Origin of the sequence: Mesorhizobium sp. LMG17149, from assembly GCF_024518695.1 — a bacterium.
Taxonomy (GTDB): domain Bacteria; phylum Pseudomonadota; class Alphaproteobacteria; order Rhizobiales; family Rhizobiaceae; genus Mesorhizobium.
On sequence record NZ_JANIFL010000014.1, the window covers coordinates 19,773 to 45,587 of the forward strand.

29 protein-coding genes and 1 pseudogene are annotated in these 25,815 nt (G+C 61.3%); 13 read left to right on the plus strand and 17 right to left on the minus strand.

Annotation, left to right across the window (positions count from 1 at the left end; genetic code table 11):
* The gene (locus NP945_RS27635) at positions 1 to 1,380 is read right to left on the minus strand and encodes an aspartate aminotransferase family protein (RefSeq protein WP_256748098.1); all 1,380 of its coding nucleotides are present in this window, start codon (positions 1,378 to 1,380) and stop codon (positions 1 to 3) included.
* 1 nt (position 1,381) lies between these two features.
* Positions 1,382 to 3,025 (minus strand): N,N-dimethylformamidase beta subunit family domain-containing protein, encoded by a 1,644-nt coding sequence (locus NP945_RS27640; RefSeq protein WP_256748099.1) that lies wholly within the window; start codon positions 3,023 to 3,025, stop codon positions 1,382 to 1,384.
* Positions 3,026 to 3,180: 155 nt separating this feature from the next.
* Between NP945_RS27640 and NP945_RS27645 the strand changes: the two genes are divergently transcribed.
* The 7 genes and pseudogenes from NP945_RS27645 (at position 3,181) to NP945_RS27670 (ending at position 7,806) form a co-directional block, all read left to right on the plus strand.
* The gene (locus tag NP945_RS27645) at positions 3,181 to 3,429 is read left to right on the plus strand and encodes a ParB N-terminal domain-containing protein (RefSeq protein ID WP_013532091.1); all 249 of its coding nucleotides are present in this window, start codon (positions 3,181 to 3,183) and stop codon (positions 3,427 to 3,429) included.
* A 373-nt stretch (positions 3,430 to 3,802) separates the two neighbouring features.
* Positions 3,803 to 4,288, plus strand: a complete 486-nt coding sequence (locus NP945_RS27650) for an SRPBCC family protein (RefSeq protein WP_127397604.1) — start codon at positions 3,803 to 3,805, stop codon at positions 4,286 to 4,288.
* Between the two features lie 43 nt (positions 4,289 to 4,331).
* The gene (locus NP945_RS27655) at positions 4,332 to 5,288 is read left to right on the plus strand and encodes an alpha/beta fold hydrolase (protein WP_256748100.1); all 957 of its coding nucleotides are present in this window, start codon (positions 4,332 to 4,334) and stop codon (positions 5,286 to 5,288) included.
* Between the two features lie 91 nt (positions 5,289 to 5,379).
* Positions 5,380 to 5,496 (plus strand): annotated as a pseudogene (locus NP945_RS31885) (GFA family protein); the annotation flags it as partial.
* Positions 5,497 to 5,682: 186 nt separating this feature from the next.
* Entirely contained in the window at positions 5,683 to 5,880 is a 198-nt protein-coding gene (locus tag NP945_RS27660) for a hypothetical protein (protein WP_013532087.1), read from the plus strand.
* A 188-nt stretch (positions 5,881 to 6,068) separates the two neighbouring features.
* Positions 6,069 to 6,941, plus strand: coding sequence for an undecaprenyl-diphosphate phosphatase (locus NP945_RS27665; RefSeq protein WP_127269867.1), 873 nt, complete (start codon positions 6,069 to 6,071; stop codon positions 6,939 to 6,941).
* Between the two features lie 76 nt (positions 6,942 to 7,017).
* A complete protein-coding gene (locus NP945_RS27670; protein WP_256748101.1) occupies positions 7,018 to 7,806 on the plus strand; it encodes a phosphodiester glycosidase family protein in 789 nt (262 codons plus the stop codon).
* A gap of 72 nt (positions 7,807 to 7,878) precedes the next feature.
* On the opposite strand, the gene NP945_RS27675 is transcribed toward NP945_RS27670, so the two are convergent.
* Positions 7,879 to 8,154: a hypothetical protein gene (locus NP945_RS27675; RefSeq protein WP_164773642.1), complete on the minus strand. Its 276-nt coding sequence runs from the start codon at positions 8,152 to 8,154 to the stop codon at positions 7,879 to 7,881.
* Between NP945_RS27675 and NP945_RS27680 the strand changes: the two genes are divergently transcribed.
* The 4 genes from NP945_RS27680 (at position 8,042) to NP945_RS27695 (ending at position 11,591) form a co-directional block, all read left to right on the plus strand.
* A complete protein-coding gene (locus NP945_RS27680) occupies positions 8,042 to 9,052 on the plus strand; it encodes a GH25 family lysozyme (protein ID WP_372337994.1) in 1,011 nt (336 codons plus the stop codon). The two genes, NP945_RS27675 and NP945_RS27680, sit on opposite strands and share 113 nt — an antisense overlap.
* Before the next feature lie 153 nt (positions 9,053 to 9,205).
* Entirely contained in the window at positions 9,206 to 9,814 is a 609-nt protein-coding gene (locus NP945_RS27685) for a bifunctional 2-polyprenyl-6-hydroxyphenol methylase/3-demethylubiquinol 3-O-methyltransferase UbiG (RefSeq protein ID WP_256748102.1), read from the plus strand.
* 118 nt (positions 9,815 to 9,932) lie between these two features.
* On the plus strand, positions 9,933 to 10,898 hold the full coding sequence (locus NP945_RS27690; protein ID WP_256748103.1) for a DUF3592 domain-containing protein: 966 nt from the start codon (positions 9,933 to 9,935) through the stop codon (positions 10,896 to 10,898).
* Positions 10,899 to 10,973: 75 nt separating this feature from the next.
* A complete protein-coding gene (locus NP945_RS27695; protein ID WP_256748104.1) occupies positions 10,974 to 11,591 on the plus strand; it encodes a hypothetical protein in 618 nt (205 codons plus the stop codon).
* Positions 11,592 to 11,610: 19 nt separating this feature from the next.
* Here the strand turns inward: NP945_RS27695 and pqqE are convergent, their stop codons facing one another.
* From pqqE to NP945_RS27735, 8 genes are all read right to left on the minus strand, one after another.
* Positions 11,611 to 12,732, minus strand: coding sequence for a pyrroloquinoline quinone biosynthesis protein PqqE (pqqE, locus tag NP945_RS27700; protein WP_256748105.1), 1,122 nt, complete (start codon positions 12,730 to 12,732; stop codon positions 11,611 to 11,613).
* On the minus strand, positions 12,729 to 13,025 hold the full coding sequence (gene pqqD, locus NP945_RS27705) for a pyrroloquinoline quinone biosynthesis peptide chaperone PqqD (RefSeq protein WP_127322059.1): 297 nt from the start codon (positions 13,023 to 13,025) through the stop codon (positions 12,729 to 12,731). Before pqqD ends, pqqE begins: the two co-directional genes overlap by 4 nt.
* A complete protein-coding gene (gene pqqC, locus NP945_RS27710) occupies positions 13,022 to 13,780 on the minus strand; it encodes a pyrroloquinoline-quinone synthase PqqC (RefSeq protein WP_256748106.1) in 759 nt (252 codons plus the stop codon). Before pqqC ends, pqqD begins: the two co-directional genes overlap by 4 nt.
* Entirely contained in the window at positions 13,777 to 14,715 is a 939-nt protein-coding gene (gene pqqB, locus NP945_RS27715; RefSeq protein WP_256748107.1) for a pyrroloquinoline quinone biosynthesis protein PqqB, read from the minus strand. Before pqqB ends, pqqC begins: the two co-directional genes overlap by 4 nt.
* A gap of 412 nt (positions 14,716 to 15,127) precedes the next feature.
* The gene (locus tag NP945_RS27720) at positions 15,128 to 15,688 is read right to left on the minus strand and encodes a PQQ-dependent catabolism-associated CXXCW motif protein (RefSeq protein ID WP_127267403.1); all 561 of its coding nucleotides are present in this window, start codon (positions 15,686 to 15,688) and stop codon (positions 15,128 to 15,130) included.
* Positions 15,685 to 16,578, minus strand: a complete 894-nt coding sequence (locus NP945_RS27725) for a substrate-binding domain-containing protein (RefSeq protein WP_127267402.1) — start codon at positions 16,576 to 16,578, stop codon at positions 15,685 to 15,687. The genes NP945_RS27720 and NP945_RS27725 overlap by 4 nt, the downstream gene beginning before the upstream one ends.
* A complete protein-coding gene (locus tag NP945_RS27730; protein ID WP_127267401.1) occupies positions 16,550 to 17,074 on the minus strand; it encodes a c-type cytochrome, methanol metabolism-related in 525 nt (174 codons plus the stop codon). The genes NP945_RS27725 and NP945_RS27730 overlap by 29 nt, the downstream gene beginning before the upstream one ends.
* Before the next feature lie 176 nt (positions 17,075 to 17,250).
* Complete coding sequence (locus NP945_RS27735; RefSeq protein ID WP_372337995.1) at positions 17,251 to 19,026, minus strand: methanol/ethanol family PQQ-dependent dehydrogenase; 1,776 nt, start codon at positions 19,024 to 19,026, stop codon at positions 17,251 to 17,253.
* A gap of 812 nt (positions 19,027 to 19,838) precedes the next feature.
* Here NP945_RS27735 and NP945_RS27740 point away from each other — a divergent pair.
* Positions 19,839 to 20,192 carry a hypothetical protein gene (locus NP945_RS27740; protein ID WP_023810388.1) on the plus strand — a complete coding sequence of 118 codons (354 nt, stop codon included), beginning with the start codon at positions 19,839 to 19,841 and terminating at the stop codon, positions 20,190 to 20,192.
* A gap of 124 nt (positions 20,193 to 20,316) precedes the next feature.
* Here the strand turns inward: NP945_RS27740 and NP945_RS27745 are convergent, their stop codons facing one another.
* The 6 genes from NP945_RS27745 to NP945_RS27770 all read right to left on the minus strand — a co-directional run bounded on the left by NP945_RS27745 (position 20,317) and on the right by NP945_RS27770 (position 25,063).
* A complete protein-coding gene (locus tag NP945_RS27745; RefSeq protein WP_256748108.1) occupies positions 20,317 to 21,180 on the minus strand; it encodes a quinoprotein dehydrogenase-associated SoxYZ-like carrier in 864 nt (287 codons plus the stop codon).
* Between the two features lie 117 nt (positions 21,181 to 21,297).
* Positions 21,298 to 22,269 (minus strand): quinoprotein relay system zinc metallohydrolase 2, encoded by a 972-nt coding sequence (locus NP945_RS27750; protein ID WP_256748109.1) that lies wholly within the window; start codon positions 22,267 to 22,269, stop codon positions 21,298 to 21,300.
* Between the two features lie 34 nt (positions 22,270 to 22,303).
* Positions 22,304 to 23,044, minus strand: a complete 741-nt coding sequence (locus tag NP945_RS27755) for an ABC transporter ATP-binding protein (RefSeq protein ID WP_032900692.1) — start codon at positions 23,042 to 23,044, stop codon at positions 22,304 to 22,306.
* On the minus strand, positions 23,013 to 23,837 hold the full coding sequence (locus NP945_RS27760) for an ABC transporter permease (RefSeq protein ID WP_127321095.1): 825 nt from the start codon (positions 23,835 to 23,837) through the stop codon (positions 23,013 to 23,015). Before NP945_RS27760 ends, NP945_RS27755 begins: the two co-directional genes overlap by 32 nt.
* Positions 23,834 to 24,820: an ABC transporter substrate-binding protein gene (locus NP945_RS27765; RefSeq protein WP_256748110.1), complete on the minus strand. Its 987-nt coding sequence runs from the start codon at positions 24,818 to 24,820 to the stop codon at positions 23,834 to 23,836. Before NP945_RS27765 ends, NP945_RS27760 begins: the two co-directional genes overlap by 4 nt.
* Before the next feature lie 33 nt (positions 24,821 to 24,853).
* Positions 24,854 to 25,063, minus strand: a complete 210-nt coding sequence (locus NP945_RS27770) for a hypothetical protein (protein ID WP_127269602.1) — start codon at positions 25,061 to 25,063, stop codon at positions 24,854 to 24,856.
* A gap of 363 nt (positions 25,064 to 25,426) precedes the next feature.
* Between NP945_RS27770 and NP945_RS27775 the strand changes: the two genes are divergently transcribed.
* The gene (locus tag NP945_RS27775) at positions 25,427 to 25,807 is read left to right on the plus strand and encodes a cytochrome c family protein (RefSeq protein WP_127321093.1); all 381 of its coding nucleotides are present in this window, start codon (positions 25,427 to 25,429) and stop codon (positions 25,805 to 25,807) included.
* Positions 25,808 to 25,815: the final 8 nt, after the last annotated feature.

A 25,815-nucleotide genomic window follows, 5' to 3' on the forward strand; every position in this document is an offset into this window, starting at 1 on the left:
TTACCCTTCGACCGGCAGGTCGAGCTCGGAGGCCAGAACCTCCAGCGAGTCGCCGATGATGGAAACGATCTCGCCGACCTGTTCGCTGGTGACGATCATCGGCGGCGCGACCATGAAATTGTCGCCGTCGACGCCGCCCTTGACCCTGCGGCCATAGATGATCAGCCCGCGTTCATAGGCGAGGTCGAGCAGCCGCTGCGTGGCTTTCTTGGTCTGGTCGATAGGCCTCAGCGTCTCGGGATCGGCCACCATCTGGGCGCCGGTGAGCAGGCCCTTGCCGCGCACGTCGGCGATGAACGGAAACCGCTTCGCCAGCCCCTTCAGTCCGTCCATCAGCACATCACCCATGGCAGCCGCATTGGCGATCAGGTCGAGCCGGTCCATTTCACCGAGCACGGCAAGCCCGGCGGCGCAGGCCAGCGGGTTGCCGGCATAGGTGTGGCCGTGCTGGAAGCCGCCGGAGTCAAGCAGCGGCTGCACCAGCCGCATCGGGGCGGCGAGCGCGCCAAGCGGCGCATAGCCCGAACCCAGCCCCTTCGACAGCGCGACGATGTCGGGCTTGCAGTTCCAATGGTCGCCGCCTAGGAATTTGCCGGTGCGGCCGGCGCCGCTCATCACTTCATCGTGGATGAGCAGGATGCCGTAGCGGTCGCAGATCTCGCGGATGCGCGGATAATAGCTGTCCGGCGCGACCAGTGCCGCGGTCGCCGCACCGCCGATCGGCTCCATGATGAAAGCGACCACGCTGTCTGGACCTTCCGCAAGAATCTTCTCCTCCAGCATGTCGGCATAGCGGATGCCGCGCTGGTCCATCGAGAGGTTGTCGCGGTCGCGCCAGGCATTCGGCGCCGGCACGGTCGGCATCGCCCGCATCATCGGCTCGAACGTTTCGGCCAGCGCATCGTCGCCGGTAATCGAGAGCGAACCCAGCGTACCGCCATGGTAGGAGGGGAAACGCGTGATAACCTTCCAGCGGCTGGCCTGGCCGGTGGCGACGGCCCATTGCCGCGCCAGCTTGATGCAGGATTCCGTCGCTTCCGAGCCGCCCGAGACGAAGAAGATGCGGTCCATGCCTTCCGGCAGCTTGCCGGCCAGTTCGCGTGCCAGCTCCTCGGCCGGCTCGTTCTCGAAATGCAGCCGATAGGCAAAGGTGGCGCGGTCCATCTGCCGCTTCATGGCATCGAGCACGTTGCGGTTGGAGTGGCCGATATTGGCGACCATCGGGCCGCTCGAGCCGTCGATGAAGCGGCGGCCGTCCTGCGTCCACATATAGATGCCCTCGGCGCGGTCGATCAGCGGCCGGCGCAGGCTGGACAGATAGAACAGATGCGAGTCTCGCCGGGCGTCGGTGGCTTGCGCGGCGGTCTGGACTTTCGACATGTCAGGGCTTTCCGAGATAACGATCGAGGACATTTTTGGTGACGCGTTCGACCATCGGGTCCTGTCTTAGCAGGCCGGCGACCCATTCGCAGCTTCCGGCGTGGAACACCTCGCCCTTGCCGCGCGGGAAATTGACGATCATGCCGTTGCCGCGTTTGACCTTTTCCAGATTGGCGTCGCTCGCCTCGCCGAACAGCGTCTCGGCGGTGAAGCGGCCATCCTCGTCGGTGAGGAACTGGTCCTCGATCGGGATATCGGCGCTTTCCTCAACCTGGGATGCCATGCCGACGGCGAGAACCTGCAAGCCGTCTGGCGCGCCGCTGGTAGCGGTCGGGTAGGGCAGGCCGCCGAGTATCTCGAAGTCGAGCCCGTCGACCTCATAGCCATAGACATGGCTGTCGGCCCCCAACAGGTCACCATAGTAGATGCCGGTGCCGGCAAAGGCCCAGTGCTCCGGCCGGTAGACCGGAAAGCCACGCACGCCGCGCGGCGCACAGCCGCCCCAACCGGTATAGACCCCGCGCGTCGCATTGAGCCCGAAGGTCGCCGAACCCGGCCGGCCGATTTCCGGCGCCTCCCAGGAATTGGTGGCGCGGGTGACGTCGCCGCCTGGGAGATAGGCCGGGTCTTCGGCGCGCGAGCGATATTTGTAGCAGACCTGCCGGCGGCCCTCGTCCTCAAGCCGCGTCTGCCACATGAAATTGCCGGCAAAGCGCGCCGCATGGCCGCCGCGCTCGACATAGGCGTCGACGGCATCGCGCATCTCCCAGGTCCAATATTCGTCGTGGCCGACGAAGACGGCGCAGTCGTAGCCGTCGAGAATTTCCGGCGAAAAATGCAGATCGTGCTGGCTGGCGAGATCGACTTGATAGCCGGCTCGCTCGGCAAAGCGGAAGAAATGGCTGTCATAGCTGGCCCAACCCGACGAGGCGTACTTTTTCGAATGGCCTGTGGCGAGCGCCCATTCCATATGCGGATAGCGCGGGATCGTCTTGGGCGGTACGGCGACTTCCAGCGGCACGCGCGGCGCATCTTTCGGCAGCACGACGAAGCCACGGCACCAGGGGCGCTGTGTCGACACGATGGGCGAGTATTGGTTGCGGTCCGGCCCGGTAATGCCCTGGTAGTGGTTGGAACCGCCCCAGGTGTTGTAGGCCAGCCAGGTGCCCGTCGCCGCCACCTGCAGCACACGGCCGGGTTTACGTCCCGGCTGCGGGCTGACGATAAAAATATGGTGGCATTGGATCGGCTTGCCGTCGCGCCCGTCTGCGGTCAGCGTGACCCGGTAGGCTCCGGACGGCCAGTCGTTCTCGACACGGAATTCGAACGAAGCGTCCCAGCCGCAGCCTTCAGCCGAACATTGGTCCGGACTGTCTTGCCAGCGCGCCGCGATGCCCGATTTCTCGAACACTTTGGTTTCGCTGCCGCCATCCCGGGTGATTGTCATGCCGAAGTTCGGAGCTGTCGAACTGACATGCAACGCCACCGTTTCGCCGGCGCGATAGGAAAACCGGTCGCTGTAGCACCAGATCTCGCCGCGCTCGCCGTCCATCCCCGGCCATTCGTAATAATGGCCACGCACCGCGTGGCGGCGCTGCTCCGGCGTCAGTCCGAAATCGGGGAATTCGGTCGGCAGATGGGTCATGAACACCTGAAAAGGTCGAGGGCCGCCATTTCGGCGATCTGCCGGTCACGCGTCAAATAGAAACGATCGGGCCAGCATTCGCTAGCCGCACCCTTGGCCGCCTCCATCAAACGGACTATCTCAGGGGAGGCGGCGTTTCCGCCACGGGGGTCGGAATGCTCAGAGTGCAAAAGGTCAAGGTCGACGAGATCTACGTGCCGACGGCGCGCAAGAAGACGCTGCATCCCGAGACCGTCCGCCATCTGGCCGAGGACATTTTGGAAAACGGCATGAAGACGCCGATCCAGGTCCGCCATGACGGCAAGCGCCACATCCTCGTCGAAGGTTTGCATCGGCTCGAGGCGGCAAAATGGCTCGGCGAGACCGAGATCGAGGCTTATCTGGTGCAAGCCAAGCGCCACTGACGCATCGAGTTTCTCGGCGCAGAAGTTTTTATCGAATGCCTTGGCGATTGGCTCGAACCCTGATCGCTTCGTCATCCACGGGCGGAGCAAGGAGCGCAGCGACGCGGCGCAGACCCGAGGATCCATGCCGCGACTCCAACGCGTCACGACGGTGCGGAATTCTTGCTCCGCTGCATTCCTCGACAACGGTCGCGGCATGGATCCTCGGGTCTCCGCGACGGAGCTCCGCTCCTGCTCCGCCCGTGGATGACGAAGGTGGGGAACGCCTTGGGCCCATCGAGACGGTGCCGACATTTTTTCACTGGCCGATGTCGGTTTGCGGTTCATCGGCTCGTCCTTGGGACGGAAGCCAGATCAAACGCAGGACGCCATCATGACCATCAAGCTCGACATCGCCCCCAACAACGACCGTGAACTGGTTCTCGCCCGCATCATCGATGCACCGCGCGAAAACGTCTATCGCTGCTGGACTGACCCGAAACTGATTACGCGCTGGTTCTCGCCAAAGCCGTGGACGACGCCGCGCGCCGAGATGGATGTGCGCACCGGCGGCTCAAGCCTTGTCGTCATGGCTAGCCCGGACGGCAACGAATTCCCCAACCCGGGAGTCTTCCTCGAAGTCGTTCCCGGCAGGAAGATCGTCCTCACCGACGCCTACACAGAGGCTTGGCAGCCTTCGGAAAAGCCGTTCATGACCGTCGCGCTGACCTTCGAGGACGAGGGCAATGGCAAGACCCGCTACATCGCTCGGGTCAGGCACTGGAGCGTCGCCGACCGCGAACAGCATGAGAAGATGGGTTTCCACGAGGGTTGGGGACAGTGCGCCGACCAGCTCGAAGAACTCGCCAAAACGCTTTGATCCGCCTGACGCTCTGATACCGGCATGACGAGAGGAGATCGATATGTCCAAAACCCTGTTTTTCGCCATTCTTGCTTCGGTTGCAGCGCTCGTTGGCTGCCCAGGCACCACCAATGCGGAGGAGACAAAACCCGCCATGACGACTGAGACGAACGCACTGCCGAAGCCGGAAAAATCCGGCCGGCTGCCGATCAACGGCCTGAATTATTATTATGCCATCTATGGCAAGGGCGAGCCGCTGCTTCTGCTGCATGGCGGTCTCGGCACCACGGATATGTTCGCGCCGATCCTGCCGAAACTTGCCGAAAACCGCACCGTCATCGGCGTCGACCTGCAGGGTCACGGTCGCACCGCGCTGGGCGACCGCCCATTCACCGTGGAGGCGATGGGCGACGACATGGCCGCCATCGTCAAGGCGCTCGGTTACGATCAGGTCGATCTCATGGGCTACTCGCTGGGCGGCGGCGTCGCCTTCCGCATGGCCGTCCAGCATCCCGAAGCGGTACGCCGCCTCGTCCTGGTATCGACGGGCTACGCCACGGACGGCTTCTATGACGAGATGCGTCCCCAGCAGGCACAGGTGAGCGCGGCCGCGGCTGAGTTCATGAAGGACACGCCGATGTACAAATCCTACGTCGCCGTGGCGCCGCATCCTGAGGAGTTCCCGAAGCTCCTCGATGCGCTGGGCGGCTTCATGCGTCAGAACCGCGATTACTCGGCCGACGTCGCCAAGCTGAAGATGCCGGTCATGCTGGTCTATGGCGACAGCGATATGTACAAGCCCGAACACGAGATCAAGTTCTATCAGATGCTCGGCGGCGGGCTGAAGGATGCCGGCTGGATGCGCGAGAACCTGTCGCAGAACCGCCTGGCGATCCTGCCCAACCGCACCCACTACGACACTTTCTTCGCCCCCGAACTGACGGCCGCCGCGCTGCCGTTCCTCAACGGCCAGACCAAGGTCAAAACCTGGGACGAGGTCGTCGGCGAAACGGAGTGAACGCCAAAGCCGCCGGCTGTTGGCGGGCAGCCGGCTTTCCGTGGCAGCGATGACGGCTTTCGGCGTCATCGCTTCACCCCCACTCGCATGGCTCGACGATCCCACGGTTTTCAAGCCGCAAATGCATATTTTCACGGGCTCGAGGCAGCCCTGGGTGGTGCTCGATGACAGCCTGCCGAAATACGAAGGCGCCCCTCCGCCAGGCTAATTTTTCCCTTCTCCCCTTGTTGTGGAAGGAAATGGATCGACGCGCAGCGCCAAGGGCCAGGGGAGAGCGCAAGCATGGCCAAAATTTAATCCAAATCGACACGAGATAGCCGGCAAAGCGTCATTGGCGGGCCATCATTGTCTCCCTATTTATGGGTCGCGGGTACGGCATTCGAGGAGACGACGGATGAACGACAGCATCAGCACCCTGGACGAGCTTTTGAGCGATCCGATGGTCCTGCTTGTGATGGAGCGCGATCGTGTGCGCCCCGAACAGGTGCGCATGCTGCTCGAACGGGCTCGCCGGCCTTCGACCGATGAGCCCGAAGTGCCGCCGGCGCATGTGATCGCCAGGACATGCCAGAAACTCTGGCTCTGCCCGTAGTCGCTTTGCGATTTTCGCTGTGTATCTCAAGCCGGATCCAAGGTGGGCCGGTTTCGAACGGCGTGCACTTCGGCACGCCAGCTTACAAATCCGTAAATTGATTATCCGGCCCATGACGATAAGGCTTGCCCGGGATTGACCGATGGTCGGTCCACTCAACTCCGATCTCTCATGCACGGAATTCGATTTTGGCCGATATCTGCACACAAGGCCTGGATACGGGCTTCGTCGGCCTGGGGTTCGCCAAGGTGGCGTTCCTCGGCGTGGTGCAAGGCATCACCGAACTGTTGCCGATTTCCTCGACCGCCCATATGCGCATCGTGCCGGCCGTGCTCGGCTGGCAGGATCCTGGCTCCGCCTTCTCCGCCGCCATGCAACTCGCGGCTCTTGCCGCGGTGGTCAGCTATTTCTGGAGTGATGTCAGGAATATCCTGTTTGGTTCTTTCAACGCTCTGGCGCGACGCGATTTCGCCGACCGGCATTTCAAGCTGGCGCTCTGGATCGTGCTGGCGACGATCCCGATCGTCATCGCCGGCGTGGCGCTGTCTGGCGTGCTCAACGCCTGCAATTCGCCGCTACGCAGCCTGACGGTGATCGGCTGGGCCTGCATCGCAATGGCGATCCTGCTGGCGCTGGCCGAGATCTTTGCTCGTCACCGGCGCAGCATGGGGGGTGCGTCGCTGACCGATGCGCTGCTCGTCGGTGTTGCCCAGATCGGCGCACTTGTCCCCGGCGTGTCGCGCTCGGGCTCGACCCTGACGGCGGCATTGGGGCTCGGCTTCAAGCGGGCCGAGGCGGCGCGCTTCTCATTCCTGCTCGGGCTGCCTGCCATCGCGCTCGCCGGCCTCAAGGAACTCTGGGAACTGCACAAGGTCCATCTCGACGCCCATGGCTGGTCGGTGCTTGCTGTCGGGCTGGTCGTTGCGTCGATCTCCGCCTTCTTCGCCATATGGGGGCTGATGCACGTGCTGGAGCGTTTCTCGGCCTGGCCGTTCGTCATCTATCGCGGCCTGCTCGGCATCGTCTTGTTGTTGAGCGTCGCCATGGGATGGCTTGCCTAAGTCCAGAGCCTTTCACAGTCTCGCTTGAAACAGGTTATATCCGTACCGGACCTCGAACTTCGATTCCGGTAAGCACATGGATTTCCTGACCCTCCTGCAATCATTGCCGTTGCTGCTGGCCTTGGCCAAGGGCGCACTGCCGTCGGTGGCGGCATTTGGCATGGGATTTGGCCAGTGGATCGCTTCACTGCCGCCATGCCGGGACTTCACCTTCGAGGCGACCAGCTATCTCGTTTGCGAGGTCGATCCAAAACGATATCAGCTCGAGCTGTTCTGGAAGGATGCGGCGGGCAAGCCGTTTCAGTCGCTGCACAATCTGCATGCCACGCAACAGGCGGCAGGGCGCACCATGCTGTTCGGCATCAATGCCGGTATGTATCACCCGAACCTCGCGCCGGTCGGCCTCTATGTCGAGCGTGGCCAGGAGATGGCCTCGGTGAAAACGGGATCGGGAAGCGGCAATTTTTCCCTGCAGCCGAACGGCATTTTCTACATGCGCAACGGCAAGGCCGCGGTCCGTGCCACCAGGGATTTCGTGAAAAGGCGCCCGACCGTCGACTATGCGACGCAATCGGGGCCGATGCTGGTGATCGACGGCAAGCTGCATCCAAAATTCCAGGCTGACGGCACTTCACGGAAAACCCGCGACGGTGTCGGGGTGCGAAAGGACGGCGTCGCGGTTTTTGCGATTTCGAATGGCTCGGTGACCTTCCATGCCTTCGCCCGTCTGTTCCGCGATGCGCTCGGCTGCGACAACGCGCTGTTCCTCGACGGCACGATATCAAGCTTGTTTGCGCCTGCCATCGGCCGCAAAGACGACTATTGGAATCTCGGGCCGATGATCGGCGTTTTCAAAAAATCCTAGCCGGTTTCCATCGCGCTTGCCCGCACGCGGTATGGGCGAAAAAAACTTGATTCAAACTTTATTGGTAATTTCTCATTCATAACTGATCTGGTTTGTCCGTCGGCTGTCGTTTTGCCCTCGGTCTGTTGTGTTTTGAGTACAGGTCCAGATGCGGATTCCGGGCGTCGTCAGTTTTTTGATCGCATCGCTATGCCTTGCCGGCTGCTCGTCGACGGCCGGCGTCGACGCGCTGGATTTGCAGAAACCGTCCAACGAGACCACCAGTTCCGTGATCCGGCCGCCGGCACCGATCGCCGCTGCTCCGGCGGCAAGGGGCAACAGAGCGGCAAGGGCCGGATTGGCTCCCATGTCTGACAACGGTCCGGGGGAAAAAACGCGCCCGTTCGGTTTGGCGGAGGAGGAAGAGACAGGGGTGTTTGCCGCACCCGACGTGCCTGATCCCCAAGTGCCTGATGTCGGCGGGCTGCCGGTCGAGCCGGCAGCCTTGGTGTCGCCGCCCAAGCTGTTGACCCGCGCGGCACCGGCCATGCTGGCCGGGCCGCTCACCCGTTACGGATTTCGCGACGCCAAGCCGATCAATTTCGGCAAGGGTTCGCCTCGCCGCCTTGCAGTGCACGGCGTCGACGTCTCGCGTTGGCAAGGCAACGTCAACTGGGACAAATTGCGCGCCCAGGGCGCCAACTTCGCCTACATCAAGGCGACCGACGGTGGCGACCACCTCGATCCGATGTTCATGAAAAACTGGCGCAGCGCCGACGCCGCCGGCTTGAAGCGCGGCGCCTACCATTTCTTCTACTGGTGCCGCACGGCCGGCGAGCAGGCGGACTGGTTCATCCGCAACGTGCCCAGGGTCGAAGGCGCACTGCCGCCGGTGATCGACGTCGAGTGGAATGGCGAGTCCAGCTGCAAGCGGCGGCCGTCGCGCGAAAAGGTGCTGGAAAAGATGCAGGTGTTCATGGACAAGCTGGAGCGGCATTACGGCCAGCGGCCCATCATCTACACCGCGCCCGATTTCTACCGCGACAATCTCAGGGGCGAATTCCTCGACTATCCGTTCTGGCTGCGTGCCGTGGCCCAGCATCCGTCAAAAGTCTATCCCGGCCGCAAATGGCTGTTCTGGCAGTATTCCGGCTCCGGCCTGTCGCACGGCGTCACCGGCCGCATAGACCTCAATGTCTTCCATGGCGACGAACGGCAATGGCGCGCCTGGGCCGGCGGCCGGCAGACTGTAGCCGACGCCAACTGAGACAGTCGTCAGTCCCGGCGCGCTCCGCTCTGCCTGATGCCCGCGGTCTGGGCAAGCGCGATATCGGACTGCTCGATGGACACGCTTCGGCCGGCAGCATTGGCTGAGGAAAGTGTCCGGCTCTTTGACCGACATGGACGCATGGGAGGAAAGATGGGTGTGTCATCGGAGGCTCTGGCGCAGAGCCGTCAAACGATCAGCGCTTACGAGGATTATGCGGAACAATATGATGCCATCGTGCGCCATGTCCCCAACGTGAAGGAGCAGGCATCGCTGAAGCGCCTGGTGGCGATTGCCGGCACAGGCGGCCGGATTTTGGAAGTCGGGTCCGGAGCCGGATACGACGCGGATTTTCTGGAGAGTTTGGGTGTCAAAGTCCGGCGCACCGACGCGACCAAGCGGTTCCTGGGACTGCAGGCCGCGCGTGGCAAGCATGGCGAGTTGCTCGATCTCATCACCGATGATCTCGGCGGCCCCTACGACGCAGTTCTGGCCCTGTGCGTCCTCATCCATGTGCCTCGCGACGAGACCGACCAGGTGCTTGCCAAGATAGCCGGGTCGCTGCGCCCGGGCGGCGCCTTCCTCGTCTTGATGCGCAATGGCGACGGCGAGACATCAGGCGAATATCATACGGTCTACTGGCGCAGGGACGACTTCGCGGCCCGTCTCGAAGGCGCCGGGCTCGTCCTCATCAGGGACGATTTCAACGTCGGCCGCAATAGCGAAGAATGGAACACGTTCCTGGCCGTGAAGCCTGCATGACGCGGCGTGGGCTGTTGCCGTTTGCGCTGCTCAGCCTTTTCAGATTTGCGAAAATACAAGACATTGCCGCCGCCATGCTGTCTATGTGCGAGTTCCTGCACTCCTGGGGGGAGACGAGTTGGAACTCAAGATCATGCTTGTCGGCTTTGCCTGCGTGGTCGCGGGCGCGCTGTCGTTCATCACCTTCATGAAATGGCGAGAGGTGAAGGCACTCAGCCGCTGGCTGCCGACGCCGGGAAAGATCATTTCCTCGCGCGTCGAGGCACGTGAGGTCAGAAACTCGGGCGTTGGTTCGGACAGCACTGACACCACCGAAATGCGCAATTTTCCGGCGATCACCTTCGAATACAAGATCGGCGGCAAGAAATTTCAAAGCTCGCGCTACAGCGTGAAAGAGAATTTGGGGAATTTCGAAGTCACGGAGACCCTTGCCCAGTTTCCCCGCGGCGCGGACGTGACTGTCTTCTACAATCCGGCCGATCCGAGCAAAGCGGTGATCGAGCGCACCCTGCCGGACGGCGCCTTCAAGTTCATGGTCCAACTCTCGGCCGGCCTAGTGTTCGGCGCGGTTGTGCTGGTGTTTTCCGTCGGCGGTGTTCTGGAAGCGATCGGGCCGCATTTGCCCAAGCCGCAGAATCTCGGTGCCGCGGCGTTGCTGCTTTTTATGGGCTTGTTCATCCTGAGCATCGGTTTCGCCCAGAAAGCGTTGGCCGAGCAGGCGGCAAAATGGCCGATCGTGGTTGGCCGCATCGACACTTCAGGTCTGCAGGCGCTCCGAAACCATTCAGGCTATGGCCGCTGGCGCACCGTCTTCAAATCCCGCATCGTCTACTCCTATGGCGTCGCCGGCCAGCGCTACAGCGCCGATCGTGTAACGTTCGGCGCCACCGTGACCGCCTCGCTGTCCGGCCTCGTCGGCGGCCAGGCACGGCAGTATGTCGAAGGCAGCAAGGTCGACGTCCACTATGACCCCGCCAACCCCGGCTCGGCGGTGCTCGAATGCCGGGTCCGGGGGCTTTGGCTGCTATGGACCTGCTCGGCAGGTTTTCTCGGTGGCGCGGCCTTTCTGCTCGGGCTGGTTTGAGCGTGCCAGCCGACTTCGCCAATGCCAATCCAGACGGCTCCGCATGGGATGCCTTTACCTTGACAGGATGCAGCGATGAATAGGGTGCGATCGATCATTGGAGCCAGCGCCCTGCTTGCATCCGCGACGATGTCCGCCGTGGCGGACGAACCGGCACCGTCGCGCTCGCCGATCGACAAATGCGTCTGGGAAAGGTTGTCTGACAAAAATATCGGGCTGGCCGCCTGGGCGCAACGCTGCGACTTCGGCTTCCGCCAGATTCATTTCGAATTCGCCGACAACGCGCTTGCCATCAAATACAGCGACGGCGGCGCGGCCGATCCTCTCGTCGAACTGTTCGACATCATATCAGGTGAAACTGCCGAGGCTGCCTTGCGCCGCCTGTTCCTGGAAAAAACCGACAAGACTGTCAGCGCCCGCTGTGTGCTGACGCCTTACACGCAGGGCACGGAGCCTGCCGGCGTCAAACGCTACACATTCAGCCCCGACGCCGCCTATGCGAAAGAGCTGAAAGCACTTGCCGATCCCAACGAGATTCCGGAGCCGCCCTGCGGCGTCTGGGGCGAAATGCCTGACGGCATCCAGTATTTCGAGGTGCCGGCGGGTGAGGGGCACAGCCTGCTGTTTGTGCGCATCGGCCAGGACGAGCCATTGTTTGACGAGCAGACGCTTCGCGTTTTGCGGAGGGGGTGAGACGCGCTTTCTCGCCAGGTCAGGCGGATTCGGTCATGGCGCCGATCCGCCGGTAGACGAATGGTTCTTCTCTCGAAGGGGCTGTGGCAATGCGCTTGGCTTCGTCGATCAGCATTGCCATGCGAGCATGGATCGGCGATTTCGCGCAAGCCGGGTCCGTTGCAGCGGCATCGCCGGCGATCGCCATCGCCTGGCAGCGGCAGCCGCCCCAGTCGATCTCGCGCCGCTCACAGCCGCGACAGGGTTCCTGCATCCAGTCCGTGCCGCGAAAGGCATTGAACCCCGGTGAATCGGCCCAGATCGAGGACAGCCTGCGTGGTTCGAAACGCTCGAAGCTGAGCGACGGGATCGTCTGTGCGGCATGGCAGGGCAGTACGGTGCCGTCAGGCGTCACCATGAAGGCGTCCCGCGCCCAGCCGCCCATGCACGGCTTGGGATAGATCGCGAAATAGTCCGGCGTCACAAAATCGATGTTGATGATGCCGGCCAGTCGCTCCTGTGCCTCCGCGACGATCTCCGCCTGCCTGTCGACCGCTTCACGCTCGGGCATCAGTTGGTCGCGATTGGTCAACGCCCAGCCGGCATACTGCACATTGGCGATTTCGAGCCTCTCCGCGCCCAGCGAAAGGGCGAGATCGATGAATTCCGGCACTTCCTCGATGTTATGGCGATGGATCGGTGCGTTGATGGTAAGAGGCAGACCGGCAGCGCGCGCGCGGCGTGCCGTTTCCAGCTTCTTTTCGTGAGCGCCCTTGTGGTTGCCGATGCGATCGGTGGTCGCCGGACGCGCGCCCTGAAAGCTCAGTTGCAGATGGTCGAGGCCGGCTTCGGCAAATGCCTCGATACGGCCCTCGACGATGCCAACGCCCGCGGTAATCAGATTGGTGTAGACGCCGCGCCCCGCAAGCCCGGCGATCAATTGCTTGAGGTCGCGGCGCAGTGTCGGCTCGCCACCGGACAGATGCACCTGGAGCACTCCGAGATCGGCGGCCTCCGAGAACAGGGCGAGCCAGGTCTCAGTGTCGAGTTCGCGATTGGCCTTCAGCAGTTCCAGCGGATTGGAGCAATAAGGGCATTGCAGCGGGCAGCGATGCGTCAGTTCCGCCAGCATGCCGATTGGAGGGAGGAGGGGCGTGCTCATGGCCTCACCAACAGCTTGTCCGACCATTCCTGCAGGAAGGCGATGACGTCGGTCGCCACGGCCTCCTGTTCGGCCTCATAATCCGCGGCAAGGCCGGCAATGATATCGCCGACCGTGGACCGTCCATCGCAGCGGCGCAATATGTCGAGACTGACATCGTTCGGCCAGAATATCTTTTCCGGTGAAAGCACGGCGAATGCCTGCCGCACGGAATCGTATTGTATGCGCACGTGTTTCGGCAGCGAAGGTACCGATCGCAACGACACCACGGCTCTTTCGCGCAGCGCCATCATTGGGCTGCCTCGGGCTGGAAGGCGCCGGGCGGTATGTTTCCCTGCTCGCCATAGGCGTGTTGAAGCGCGTCAAGCATGGCCCAGAGTATATCGCATTTGAACACCAGTGCATCGATTGCCTGCTGCTGGCGCTCCGCCGTATCGGCATGGCTGAGCACGTAGGCGAGGGCGAAGTCGGCGTCACGCGAGGCCTGTTCGGGCCGTTGCCTGAAATAGGCCAGTGTATCCTCGGTGATGTAGTCGTATTTGGCCAGCATTGCCGGCACCCGCTCGCCTATGATGAGTGGCGAGAACATCTCGGTCAGCGACGACGCGACCGCCTCGAACAACGTCCGGTTTGTACAAAAGGAAAGGTAAGCGTCCACCGCGAAGCGCGTCGCCGGCAGTGCCAGCCTTTCGCTCTTCACGGCCTCGGCGTCCAGGCCGAGCGAAGTTGCCAGATGCAGCCAGCGCGCGATGCCGCCGCTCCAGCCGTCCTCGCCGTCATGATCCTCGATCCGCTTGCGCCACGCGGCGCGAAACGCTGGATCCTCGGCATGCACGAGTATCATGGCATCCTTGCGCGGGATGACCGCCTGATAGCAATAGCGGTTCAGCGCCCAGGCCTTCATCTCGGCCTTCGACAATGCGCCGCTGGTCATCCTGTGGTGAAAGGGATGGCGATTGTGATAGCGCTCGGCGCCAACCTGCCTCAACACGGCTTCGAGAGCGCTCGTGGAGAGTCCGCCTTTGGCTGCATCGCGGAAGTCGCTCAAAATTCCATCTCCATACCGTCGCTTGCGATTTCCCAGCCGGCCGCCTTGACCGCCGCGTGCTCGGCGGAGTTCTCGTCAAGGATGGGGTTGGTGTTGTTGATGTGGACGAAGACGCGACGGCCGACCTTCACATCGGCCAAGCCGGCGATCGAACCCGATTCTCCCGAGATTGCCAGATGCCCCATGCGCGCGCCGGTTTTCTGACCGACGCCGGCGACGATCATCTCGTCGTCGGTATAGACCGTGCCGTCGAACAGAAGACAGGCGGCATCGGCGAGACGCGCGCGCAAGGCCGCATCGATGCGCGCGCAGCCTGGGATATAGAAGACGGAGCCGCGGCTGCCGATGCCGGCGATTCGGACTCCGATCGTATCACCTGCGTCGGAGCTGAAATTGGCATCCGGATGGTCTCTATCCTCCAGATAGAGTGCTATCTTCCCGGGCACTGGAAAGGGCTCGATCATTACGCCGGTCTCGCGGCCTTCTGCGTCGCAAATGGCGAATTCTTTCGCCGGCGGCAGGATGCGCCGCGGCACAAGCGCTGGATCGAGAACGTTGAAAATCGAATTCGCCTCCAGCGTCGCCAGTACCTGCGCCGTTGCATAGATGGCGAAAGGCTGCCGCTCGCGCAGGCTGAGCAGTCCGGCGATATGATCGACATCGGCGTTGGTCAGCACCACCGCGCGAATAGGCGTCGAGCGCAGCGGCGCATCGTCCGCAGGCTGCAGTTCAGGTGTTGCAGCGATTTGCTGGCGAATGTCGGGCGAGGCATTGAAAAGAACCCAGCCGAACCCGTCCGCCGAGGCGGCGACACTTGACTGGGTTCGTGAATGCACGCCGGCCATGCCGGTGCGAGCCGCACGACTCAGACGGTAGTTGCAGTTCCATTGCGGAAAGCCGCCGCCCGCCGCCGATCCGATGATCCTCAAATGCATGAAAATGCCCGCGCGCCGGCTTCTCTGACCTGCAGGCAATTTGCAGTCACAAAAAACGCTTCGCGCGCTTTGCGTGCGTCAAAATCTTTCACGAAAGTCCCATGCGAGGGGATGCGCGCCCCTGTTGCCAGGGACGCGCACCTCTGCGGCCTACTTCTTGGGAGTAATTTCAGCAGGCAGATACCGTGAAATTTCGAAGCCAGCGGCAACCTGACACATGGTCGGTTTTTTCCAGTTCTTCTTCATGACATTTCTCCTCTTATACCAGCCCGAAGGGACCGATCCTGTCGTTAGCCAACCATTGCAGGGCACCGACGCAATGGCTCGTCCATCAAGTCTCAAAATGGACAAATGAAACAATAGGTTTTGAAAAGTTGAAAACAAACTATCGAGAATAATTGCAGTCCTTACTTCAATTGTTCGTTGTGTAGGGTTTTTTCTCCTCCAGTGGAAGGTTTGCATCTTCCCACCCATCAGCGCCGAGCGGATACCAGATTACCGAACTGTAGCCCCACTCGACGGCCCGTTTCGCCGCATTCCACGACATCCAGCAATTCGTCATGCAGTAGAACAGAATCGCGCGCGACTTGTCCGTCCCGGCCTTGGCCTCGAGGCCTTGGCGAAAATAGCTGGCGGTCTCCTGAGAAATAGCGCCGTATCCCACATTGGCCAGCCATATGCTGCCTGGGATGTCCTTTCTGACCTTGTCCCTCCATATGGTTCCTGCCGGCAAATTGGTCGGTTTGGGCGTGTCCGGCATCACGTCGAAGAAGATCGCCTTTTTCGCCCGCCACAGCGCTTCCGCTTCCACCGTCGTCACCACCCTCGCGCCTTGCAGCGTCCGCGGCACCGGTGCCCGATAGTCGTCCATCCGGAAACCGCTGGGTTCGGCGACATCGCCAGCCCATGTCGGCTCGGTCAGACCCAGAAGGCTCGCGGCGACCAGCAAGAAAATAGTCTCCCTTCCATTCATTGGGTAATCAGGTTGTCGTGTTCGTCGATCAGCGGCACGTTATAGCTCAGCAGGATCCTGGTGATCTCCGCCTGGTTTTCCCTGATCACCCGGTTGAGCGTCCGCTTCCATTCCTGGTCGGACGGACGTACGCCCATGGTAATGCGGTAAGACATGCGCGAGCCGGTTTTTTCCTTCACCAGTGGAACGATCGTCACATCAGCTCCGAGTTCCTTGGCATAGTAACCTGCCATCGGTCCCCACAGCACCGCCGCATCGATCTTGTGTGCCAGCATGTCCTTGATCATGACCTCCCCCATGGATGGGGTGACGCGCGTATCCACCGCAAGCGGATAGATCTTGGCGGTCCGCAGGAGCTTGTTGGCGGCCATGTTGGCGGTTGGCGGCGTGCTTTCAACGACGCCGATCGTCTTGCCCTTGAGTCTGGGATCCTCGATCGTTTCCACGCCTTCCATATCGTGGCTTTTCGGATGCACAAGCACATAGGCGGAGCGATAGTAGGCGTTGGTGTTCTGCACCAGCTCATCGCCCTGGGCATAGCCCATGATGATGTCGCATCGGTTGGCCCCCAACGTATTGCGCACGAAGCCGGTGATCGTGGGAAACCAGGTGTAGGAGACGGACTTGCGCCCGGTTTTCGCGGCAACCAGCTCTGCCAGCTTGTTTTCGAATCCTTCGCCGCTCTTGTCGGTGAAGGGCATATTCGAGGGATCGGCGCAGACGCGCAAGATGTCGGGGTCGACCAGTTCTCCCGCCGCACCAAGGCCGGCGCTTTGCGCATGCGCATTCGACGGCAGCAAGGCGAGCGTGCCGAGGATCGGCAGAACGACGCGCAGCTTCAATGCATCGCGGCCAATCATGTCACCCACCCATGCAGGATGCTTCGGCATCCTTCGCCGCCTGGGCCTTGTCTTCGTGCTTGGGCGGCCGTCCGCGGGGCGCCGCGCCATCTGCGCGCGCGCGCAGGTAGATGTAGAGGTCGTCCATGTAGCAATAGACATTCTTGTTGTCGCCAAAGGCAGGCATGACGTTTTCCTTGCCGCCGCCGACATTCTTGCGGCCCTCGGCGACGATCGAGAGGAACGTGCCGTAATCCATGTTTTTCAGGCTGTTGACCAAAGCCGGCGCATAGCTCGAACCTGTTGCATCCTGTCCGTGGCAGACATGGCAATCGGAGTGATACCGGCGGTAGCCGCTGAACGTGTACCAATCGACGGTTCCGTTTTCGATATTGTAGGTCGGATTTCCATCCGCATCCAAATACTTGCCGCCTTCTTCCTTCACCGCCTTGGCTTTTTCCATGCTGTCGTCGGCCTGGGCGACGCCTGAGCTTGCCAGAGGCAGCAGAGCCAGGACCAAAGCCGAAATTACAATGCGAACGGACATTCAAACTTCCTTCATTTGCCAATGGACACGGTTTTGCTGGCGCGACCGGCATTGATCGGTGTTTTGGGTGCGTAACCGAATCGAGAGCCCGGCCATGGCTTCCGGATGATCCGGGCTCTCGTTCTTCAAGCCTTTGGTCTCACAAGACCTGAGGCGTTCTCAAGGTTCCCAGCGCATCAATCCGGGAGACCGAAGACGGTGAGCTGACCGCCCAGCGTCGTGTAGTCGGCAAGTGCCGCGTAGCCACCGACGGCACCAAGACCAGCGGTGCCAACGACGGCGGCCTCATCGCCTTGGGCACGGCCCTGATCGACGGCGCCATGCCAGGCAGCGGCGTTATCAGGCGAAAGCAGGCCGCCTGCCAGGCCAATACCTGCCCAGCCGCCAACACCCGACAGAACGGCGATGTACTGCTTGCCGCCCTGCTCGTAGGTCGTGATGTTGCCGATGATGCCGGACGGGGTCTTGAACTTGTAGAGTTCCTTGCCGTCCTTATCGACCGCCTTGATGTAGCCTTCGAGCGTGCCGTAGAAGACGACGTCGCCATCCGTGGCCAACGCGCCAGACCACACCGAGAACATCTCGGGCTTCGACCAGACGATCTCACCCTTGGCTGCATCCCAGGCAATGAAGTTGCCCATGCTGCCGTCGCCGCCAGGGGCCGGGTACATCGACACGGTGGCGCCAACATAGGGCTGACCGGCGGTGTAGCTTACCTTGTAAGGCTCATAGTCCATGCAGACATGGTTGGTCGGGACATAGAACAGCCCGGTCTTCGGCGAATAGGCCGCCGGCTGCTGGTCCTTCGTTCCAAGCGCCGCCGGGCAGATGCCCGTCGAGTTGGTGTCTTCGCCGTTCTGCTGAGTCGAGTATTTCGCCACGACCTGCGGGCGGCCATACTGGTCGCTCTTGGGATCCATGTTGACTTCCGTCGCCCAGTTCACTGACGGATCGTATTTTTTGGCGACGAGAAGGTCGCCGCTGGCGCGATCCATGGTGTAGGCAAAGCCGTTGCGGTCGAAATGCACCAGCACATCGTGCTTGGCGCCGTTGACCTCCATGCCGTCGACGAGGATCATCTCATTGACGCCGTCATAGTCCCATTCGTCATGCGGGGTCATCTGGTAGAGCCATTTGGCAACACCCGTGTCCGCATCGCGGGCCATGATCGTCATCGACCAGCGATTGTCGCCGGGGCGTTGTACGGGGTTCCACGTCGAGGGATTGCCGGTGCCATAGTAGACCAGGTTCAGCTTGGGATCATAGGAATACCATCCCCATGTCGTGCCTCCGCCTGTCTTCCACTGCTCGCCTTCCCAAGTGTTCGTGCCGGAGTCCTTGCCCACCGGCTTGCCGAGATGCGTGGTCTTTTCGGGATCGATCAGGGTGTCTGCGTCCGGACCTTCCGAATAGGCTTTCCAGGCGAGTTTGCCATCTTTCAGATTGTAGGCGGCCAGCCAGCCGCGAACGCCGAATTCGGCGCCGGAGACGCCGATGAGCACCTTGTCCTTGACGACGACGGGGGCAGCCGTACCGGATTCGCCTTTGCCGCCATCGGTCTGGTCACCGTTCTTGACCGACCAGACGACCTTGCCGGTCTTCGCATCGAGGGCGACGACCGTGGTGTCGGCCTGATTGAGAATGATCTTGCCGTCACCATAGGCAACACCGCGATTGACCGTATCGCAACACATGATCGGAATGACGTTGGGATCCTGCTTGGGTTCGTATTTCCAAAGGATCTTCCCGTCATTCTTGAGGTCGAGCGCAAAGACATTGTTCGGGAAAGGCGTGTGGACATACATCACATCGCCGATGATAAGCGGTCCACCCTCGTGGCCTCGCAGCACGCCGGTGGAAAAGGTCCACTTGACCTGCAGGTTCTTCACATTGTCCGCAGTAATCTGGTTGAGTTTGGAATAGCGGGTGTTGGCGTAGTCACCCGTCTGCATTGCCCAGTTCTTCGAATCCGAAGCCAGCTTTGCAAGGTCCTCGTTAGCCGACGCCGTATAGGCCGCGCCGAGCGACAGAAACGCCGCAGTGGTTAGAATATAGGTAGCTTTCGTAAGTACACGCATCCGAATTCCTCCCGAGGTTCATAGTGATGAATCATTTGCTGAGCCCACAAGGGCTTGCCCAAGCGATTCACGGGGGGGAAATATTTCCGGCAGCGTGTCACGACCTAAGCCAGATGTGCAGAGGGCACCGTTACTGCCCACCTCACCTTGGCCTACGAAAGACTGTCGCCGCTCCCTAATGACGGTGACGCCCTTGAAGCCGGAAACAGGGTGAGGCTATGTCATCGCAAAACGCTAGGCAAGCAAAAAAGCCTGGGTGTCTTTTTGCACCGCAATATCGTGAATGATGCGGTGCAATATAAGGAAATAACTAGGACAGTATTGGTTAGATAAAGTATTTCTACTAGCTAAATAACGGTTGACCGCATAAAATTTGATTATTTTTTGAGTTTTACATTTCACCTAAGCAAAGATTTTATTTAGCGGTATTCACTTCGATGTCTCGGCCTGGCCATCTACGTGCTGCATGGAGAATCGATAGTGGGCCAAGCATGAGATGATCGTTGGAGTTGGGGTGTGGAGCGGGCCATCAGGCCGCCATGCGGAACCACGGTCGATGAGTACCGCATTCCTCCTTTGGTCGTATACGGAAGCCATGGGCGCTTGACTGACTCTGCGGCTCGTTGCCAACTGCCACGGTGATCCCGACTTGGCACATCGCGCCCAGGCTAACCGGAGGTTTTCCCATGATCAGATATGTTGGATTTTCGACCTTGCCGCTGCTCCTGGCCGCGCCGCTGGCCTTCGCAAACCCGGCGGGCGCCGCGGGAGATTACCCGACAGCAACGATTGCCGATTACGTGCTCGGCTGCATGCAGACGAACGGCCAGACACGTCAGGCGCTGGAAAGCTGTTCCTGCTCGATCGACGTCATCGCCTCGATCCTTCCGTACGACCACTATGAGAGGGCCGAGACTTTCAAGAGTATGTCTTTGACCACAGGCGAAAACGCTGGGCTGTTTCGCGAAAGCGCACCGGCGAAGGCCGCCCGTACCGAATTGAAGCGCGCGCAGTCGGAAGCCGACGTGCGCTGCTTTTAGAGCCTGCTCCCTCCGCAAGCCGGATGGAGTTCCATCCTTTGCCTGGACATGTTCCTCCCGAAACGAGCTTCACTTCCGGGATCGAGCTGGCAAGCAGCCGGCATTACGGCGCAAGAGGGATACTTCAGAGACCTGCTGTCTCCAGGGGCCACTGATTGCGGAATGTTTTGCCATCCGTGTCGGTCGCTTCCACCTGGATTTCGCCGTTGCCATGCACGGTGAAATCGAACCGGAAATTGGGGTCTTCCGAAATCGATATTCCACCTTCCATGGAGAGGATCGGCCGGCCGGCTTGCGAGATCGACAGTTTCTGAACAAAATGCGCCGGTATGAAATACTGGGTCAGCGGATCCCGCTGCAGGCCCGAATTGTTAGGATGCCGGATCATCAACTGCAGTTCCTCAGTCTTGGTCATCGTCTCTTTGGGCGGGAACTGGCGCAGCTTCATCTGACCCATCGTCGCGTTGGCCTCGTCTTGGTTCTTGACCGCAGGGGCGGAGCATCCGCCTGATGCCTTGACGAAGGTCTGCATCATATGGAGCTGGCCGCTCTGCGTCTCAGCGATGGCACGCAGATAGGAATAGTCGTTGACGCGCACGCGCGTCGACAGATGCGTCACGCCGGCATCCTTGCCGAGCTGGAACGTTGCCGCCACCGGTGCAGGGTTGGCATCGATGATCAAGGTAACGGATTTGATGCCGTCCGGCGCCTTGGCTGGATCGAGATAGATGTCCACGGGCACGATGGCGGCATCCTGCGCCCGCTTCGGCGCTTCGATCCTGACGACGCCGGTATCGACCAGAATTGCCCGATCGCCGAACACGTCGCCCTTCAAGTCATGCCAGATTCTGTCCGAGGACGCGGTTGTTTGCTGTGCGCTGGCGGTTCCGGAGGAACCGAGCAGCGTGCCGATGGCCAAGATGATCGCGACAAAAACGGATGCGAGCGGCAAAGCGAGCTGCCGGCTCGAGTAAGCGTGATTTTGCATTTCGATGCCTCCACCAATGCAGAGAGGTGGTGCCCAGGCTGGCGTTGAGGATAAGCCTTTGGCGACGCCTTGGCAAATCGCCGTGCCTTACAGCTGCTGGACGCATGTCGGCATCGTCTATTCCCACTCGAGTTCGGCAAATGCGGCCGTTGCGTTGCGCTGGTTGTAGTCGTCGAACAGGTGCCAATTATCCCGTTCGGTTTCGCCAGCGGTTTTGACTGCTTCGCGCAGCGGCGTTCCGTCGGCGATCGCCTTTCGGATATCGCGCGCCAGAATCTCGAAATAGCGTCGCTCCCCCGCCAGCGCCTGTGGCCAGTCGGCCGTTACAGGACCATGACCTGGAACGACGCGCGCGGCGTCGATCGCGGTGAGCGCATCCATCTGGCGGAGCCATCCAAGCAGTGATCCGTCGAGCGTCGGCAAGGAGCCCATGAACACGAGATCGCCGGCAAAGAGCGTTCTGGTCGCGGTATCGAATACGGTCAGGTCGTTGTCGGTGTGCGCCGCCTTCCATGCCCGCAGTTCGATCATGCGCCCGCCGAGGTCGAGTTGCAGGCGATCGTCGACCAGCATGGTCGGCGGCACGATCTCGATCCCCTCCATCAACGCCTCGCCAAGCTGTTCGCGATAGTTGTGCAGATAGAACGCGCCGCGCGCCTCGAGAGCACGCGGCAGATTGCGGTGACCGACGATGGTCGCGCCGATCTTCCGGAATGCCGCATTGCCGAAGATGTGGTCGGGATGCATGTGGGTGTTGACCAGGAAGCGAACCGGCTTTGCTGTCAGCTTTCCGATCGCGGCGAGAAAGGCCTCCGCCTCGATCAGGCTGCCACCGCTGTCGATGACGGCAACCGCATCGGTGCCGATGACGGCGCCCAGATTGCAGATCGCACCGTTGTTGGCGGCGGTCATCAATTCATCCGCGCCCTGGAAGGCGAAGACGCCGTCGGCGATTTGCGTGGTCGAGAACCGCAAGCTGCCGCCTGCGGCCAGAACGGCTCGTCCGAGGCAGCATGGCAGCAAGGCGGCGCTGGCAGCGGTGCAGGTGAAGCCACTCACAAGCCTGCGTCTTAGCCGATCAACCGACATGAAGGCCTCCGATATGCATTTCACCAGCAGGCGATCAGGTGACGTCCGGAAATCTATGATGGAACGACCGCAGGAGGTCGCTCATCACCTGCGAATTGCGATGTTGCCGTGGCAACCGTACGTCGAACACGCCGAGCACATGGGTTGGCCGTGGCGCGAGCACGATGATGCGGTCCGACAGCATCAGTGCCTCGCGTAGATTGTGCGTCACCATCAAGGCGGTCGTTGGCCGTGCCGACCACACGGTCAAAAGCAGATGCCGAAGCCGCTCGGCGGTCTGTTCGTCGAGCGAGACAAAAGGTTCGTCCAGGAAAAGCACCGCCGGCTCGGTGGCGAAAGCCCTGGCAAGTGCTGCCCTGCGCGCAAGGCCGAGCGACAGTTCGGCAGGATAGAGCGAGCGCATGCCGGCGAGGCCGAGCGTGTCGAACAGCCCGTCCAGATTTTTCGCTCTCAAGCTTTTCGGCAACGCCAGCCTGACATTCTGTTCCACCGTTCGCCACGGCAGCAGGGTCGGTTCCTGGAATACGGCGGCGATGCGGTTCGAACCTCCTTGCGGCAACTGAAAGGAGCCGGAAAAGTCTTTGTCCAAGCCAAGCAGGATACGCAGCGTCGTGGTTTTGCCGCAGCCCGACGGTCCCAGCAAGCAGGCGAATTCGCCTTGCCGGACCTCGAAGGAAAGGTCCTGAAGCGCCGTGATCGAGACGCCTCGCGCGGACCTGAAGGTCTTTTCGGCGATGTCGACCTTAAGCGGGACGACGGCGCCAACGGGTTGCATGTCGTTCAACGGGCTGCACCAGGAGGAGTTCAATGACAAGCATCACCGCCACGAAAGCCAGCGTGTAGGCAAGGATGGCGGCGACATCGAAGAGCTGGAAATAGAGATGGATCTGGAAGCCGACACCGTTCGAGCGGCCGAGCAGTTCGACGACCAGGACGATCTTCCAGATGAGGGCGATGCCGGATCGCGACGCGGCGGCAAGATAGGGCTGCAATTGCGGCAGCAGGATATGGCGGATGCGTTCAAGGCGGCCGAAGCGATAGACGGTGGCCATTTCGGCGTAACTTGGATCGAGCGCCCTGGCGCCTTCGCGCATCGTCACCACGACATTCGGGATCTTGTTCACCGCCACCGCGCCGATCGCCGCCGCCTCGTTGAGGCCGAACCAGATGTAGCCGAGGACGATGACCACCAGCGCCGGGATGTTGAGGAACAGGATCACCCACGGGTTGAAAAAACGGTCGACGCGACGATGGCTGCCGAGCAAAACGCCGATGACGGATCCGATGATCATGGCGACGATATATGCCGCGGCGACCCGGCCGAGAGTCACGCCGAGATGGTAAAAAAGGTCGCCGCTCGCAGCCTCCCTGAGAAGCACTTGCCAGACCTGCCCAGGTCCTGGAAAGGCACGGCTTGGCCAGACGCTTGCCGCAAGGTTCCACAGCAGGCAAAGCCCGAGCAGGGAGACCGCTACGGTCAGCGCGGGCATGAGTGCCGTCGCCAGACTGCGTCGGCCGGACATGCTCGGCGGAGCATCACGCGTGCCGTCGGTTCCCAATGCGGTCATTTCCGGGGATCCTGCCAGAACGTGCCGGGCGCCATCTCCGGCGCGCTGCCGACAAGTTTCGCGCCGCCGATCGCCGCCAGCACATGGTATAGCCTGCCGGCGTCGGCCGCTTCCTCGGCGACCGACCGTCTGGGAATGCCCTGGCGGTAGCGATCGCGCAGCTTTTCCAGTTCCTTGCCTTCCGCGCGAATGATCGGCGCCAGGCGCAGCCATTCGTCATCGGATCTGGCCAGCAAGTCCTTGGCTTGCGCGGACGCCCTCACGAAACCCCTGACCGCATCCGGGTTCTCGTTTGCCCATTGGTCATGGAAGACGTAACCGAGGGCCGAAACGGGTCCCAGAGCCCCGAGCGACCTTGCCGCGTCGTTCACGCCGATCAGTCGACGGAAGCCATTGGCCTCGAGACGGGCGCAAAAATGCCAGAAATTCAGCACCGCATCGAGTTCGCCCTGTATCGCCTTTTCCGAAATCAGCGGCGGCGCGCCAAAGACGATGTCGCTGGTTGCCGACAGGTCGACGCCGAGGTCGCGTCTGGTCAGCGCTTGTATAAGCAGCCAACTCTTGTCGAGCGGGCCGCCGGCGACGCCGATTTTCTTGTCCTTGAGATCGGCGACCGTCCGGATCGGCGAGTCCTCCTTCACCATGATCGCCCCCACGGCGGTCGAATAGGGGGTCAATGTGAGGTCGCCGCCTTCGGAGCGCTGGCGCGAGACCCACAGCCAGTCGGAGACGATCATGTCGATCGCGCCAGCCAGCATCGCGACGTTGGTTGCATCCTCGCCGGCGAAGTCGATGATCTCCAGATCGATCCCGTTGGCGGCATCGAATTTGTGCCGCCTTAGCGTATCGAGTTCCCAACTCACGGTTCCAAACTTCAGCACACCGAGGCGAATCCTGGCTGCCGCAACGACCGGCCTGGTAGCAAGAACAGCGGCTGTCCCGAGAACCGCCAGACGCAGCGTCATGCGCCGTGAAACCATCATGACACCTCCTCCCCAGGGTTCCGCGCTGCCAAATCAGATGGCTCGTTCCTTGCTCGGAAATGCGCATTTCCAGCGCATGACCTTGAGGTTCGGGTGTTCTTGAGACCATTTCGCGATTTCGCTGGGGGCAAGGATCATGCATTGGAACAGAGTGCCGCGGCTCTCGAAATAGAGATGTTCGTCTCGGCAATTGCTCGGATTGGCGCTGAGGCAAACCGTCAATATGAGATCGACCATGTCCATTCAGCGCCTCTTGCGCGTTCCCAAACGCCCATATCGGCGAGCCCAGCCCAACCAGGAGCGAGGACAAAATCACCGCTTGCCGGATTTCCCGAGGTGCCAATGGAGAAACCGGAATGAGGTCAAGCTACGCGCTCGCCGGATAGCCGTCAACAAAGACGAATGGACAGGTCTCTTGAGCACCCAGGCCTCTAAACCTTTGTACGATTGACTTTCACAACATGCCAATTAGCTTCTGAGCCACGCGGCGCGGCTCCACGGGAGAAGCGGATATTCCACTCCACCGCGTAAGGCGCATGCAGACGGATCAAAGGATCGGCATGCGCAAATCGTCCAGGGCACCCAGACGATCAATGAGGAAATACCATGCGCGCAATCGCATTTTTCGCAGTCATGTCCGTTGTGCCCTTCATCGCGAGCCAATCCCAGGCCCAGGATGCGGCGGCTGGTGAGAAGGTCTTCGCCAAATGCAAGGTCTGCCATGCCGCCGACCAGGACAAGAACAAGGTCGGCCCGTCGTTGAACGGCGTCATAGGCCGAACGGCTGGGACACACCCGGGGTTCAGCTATTCTCAGGCGATGGTCGCGGCTGGCAAATCCGGCGTCAAATGGGATGAGCCCTCGCTGAAAACCTATCTTCACGATCCCAAGGCCATGATCAAAGGAACGAAGATGGCGTTTGTCGGCCTCAAGCAGGACGAAGACATCGCCAATGTCATTGCCTATCTGAAGCAATTCTCGAAATAGAGCGCAGC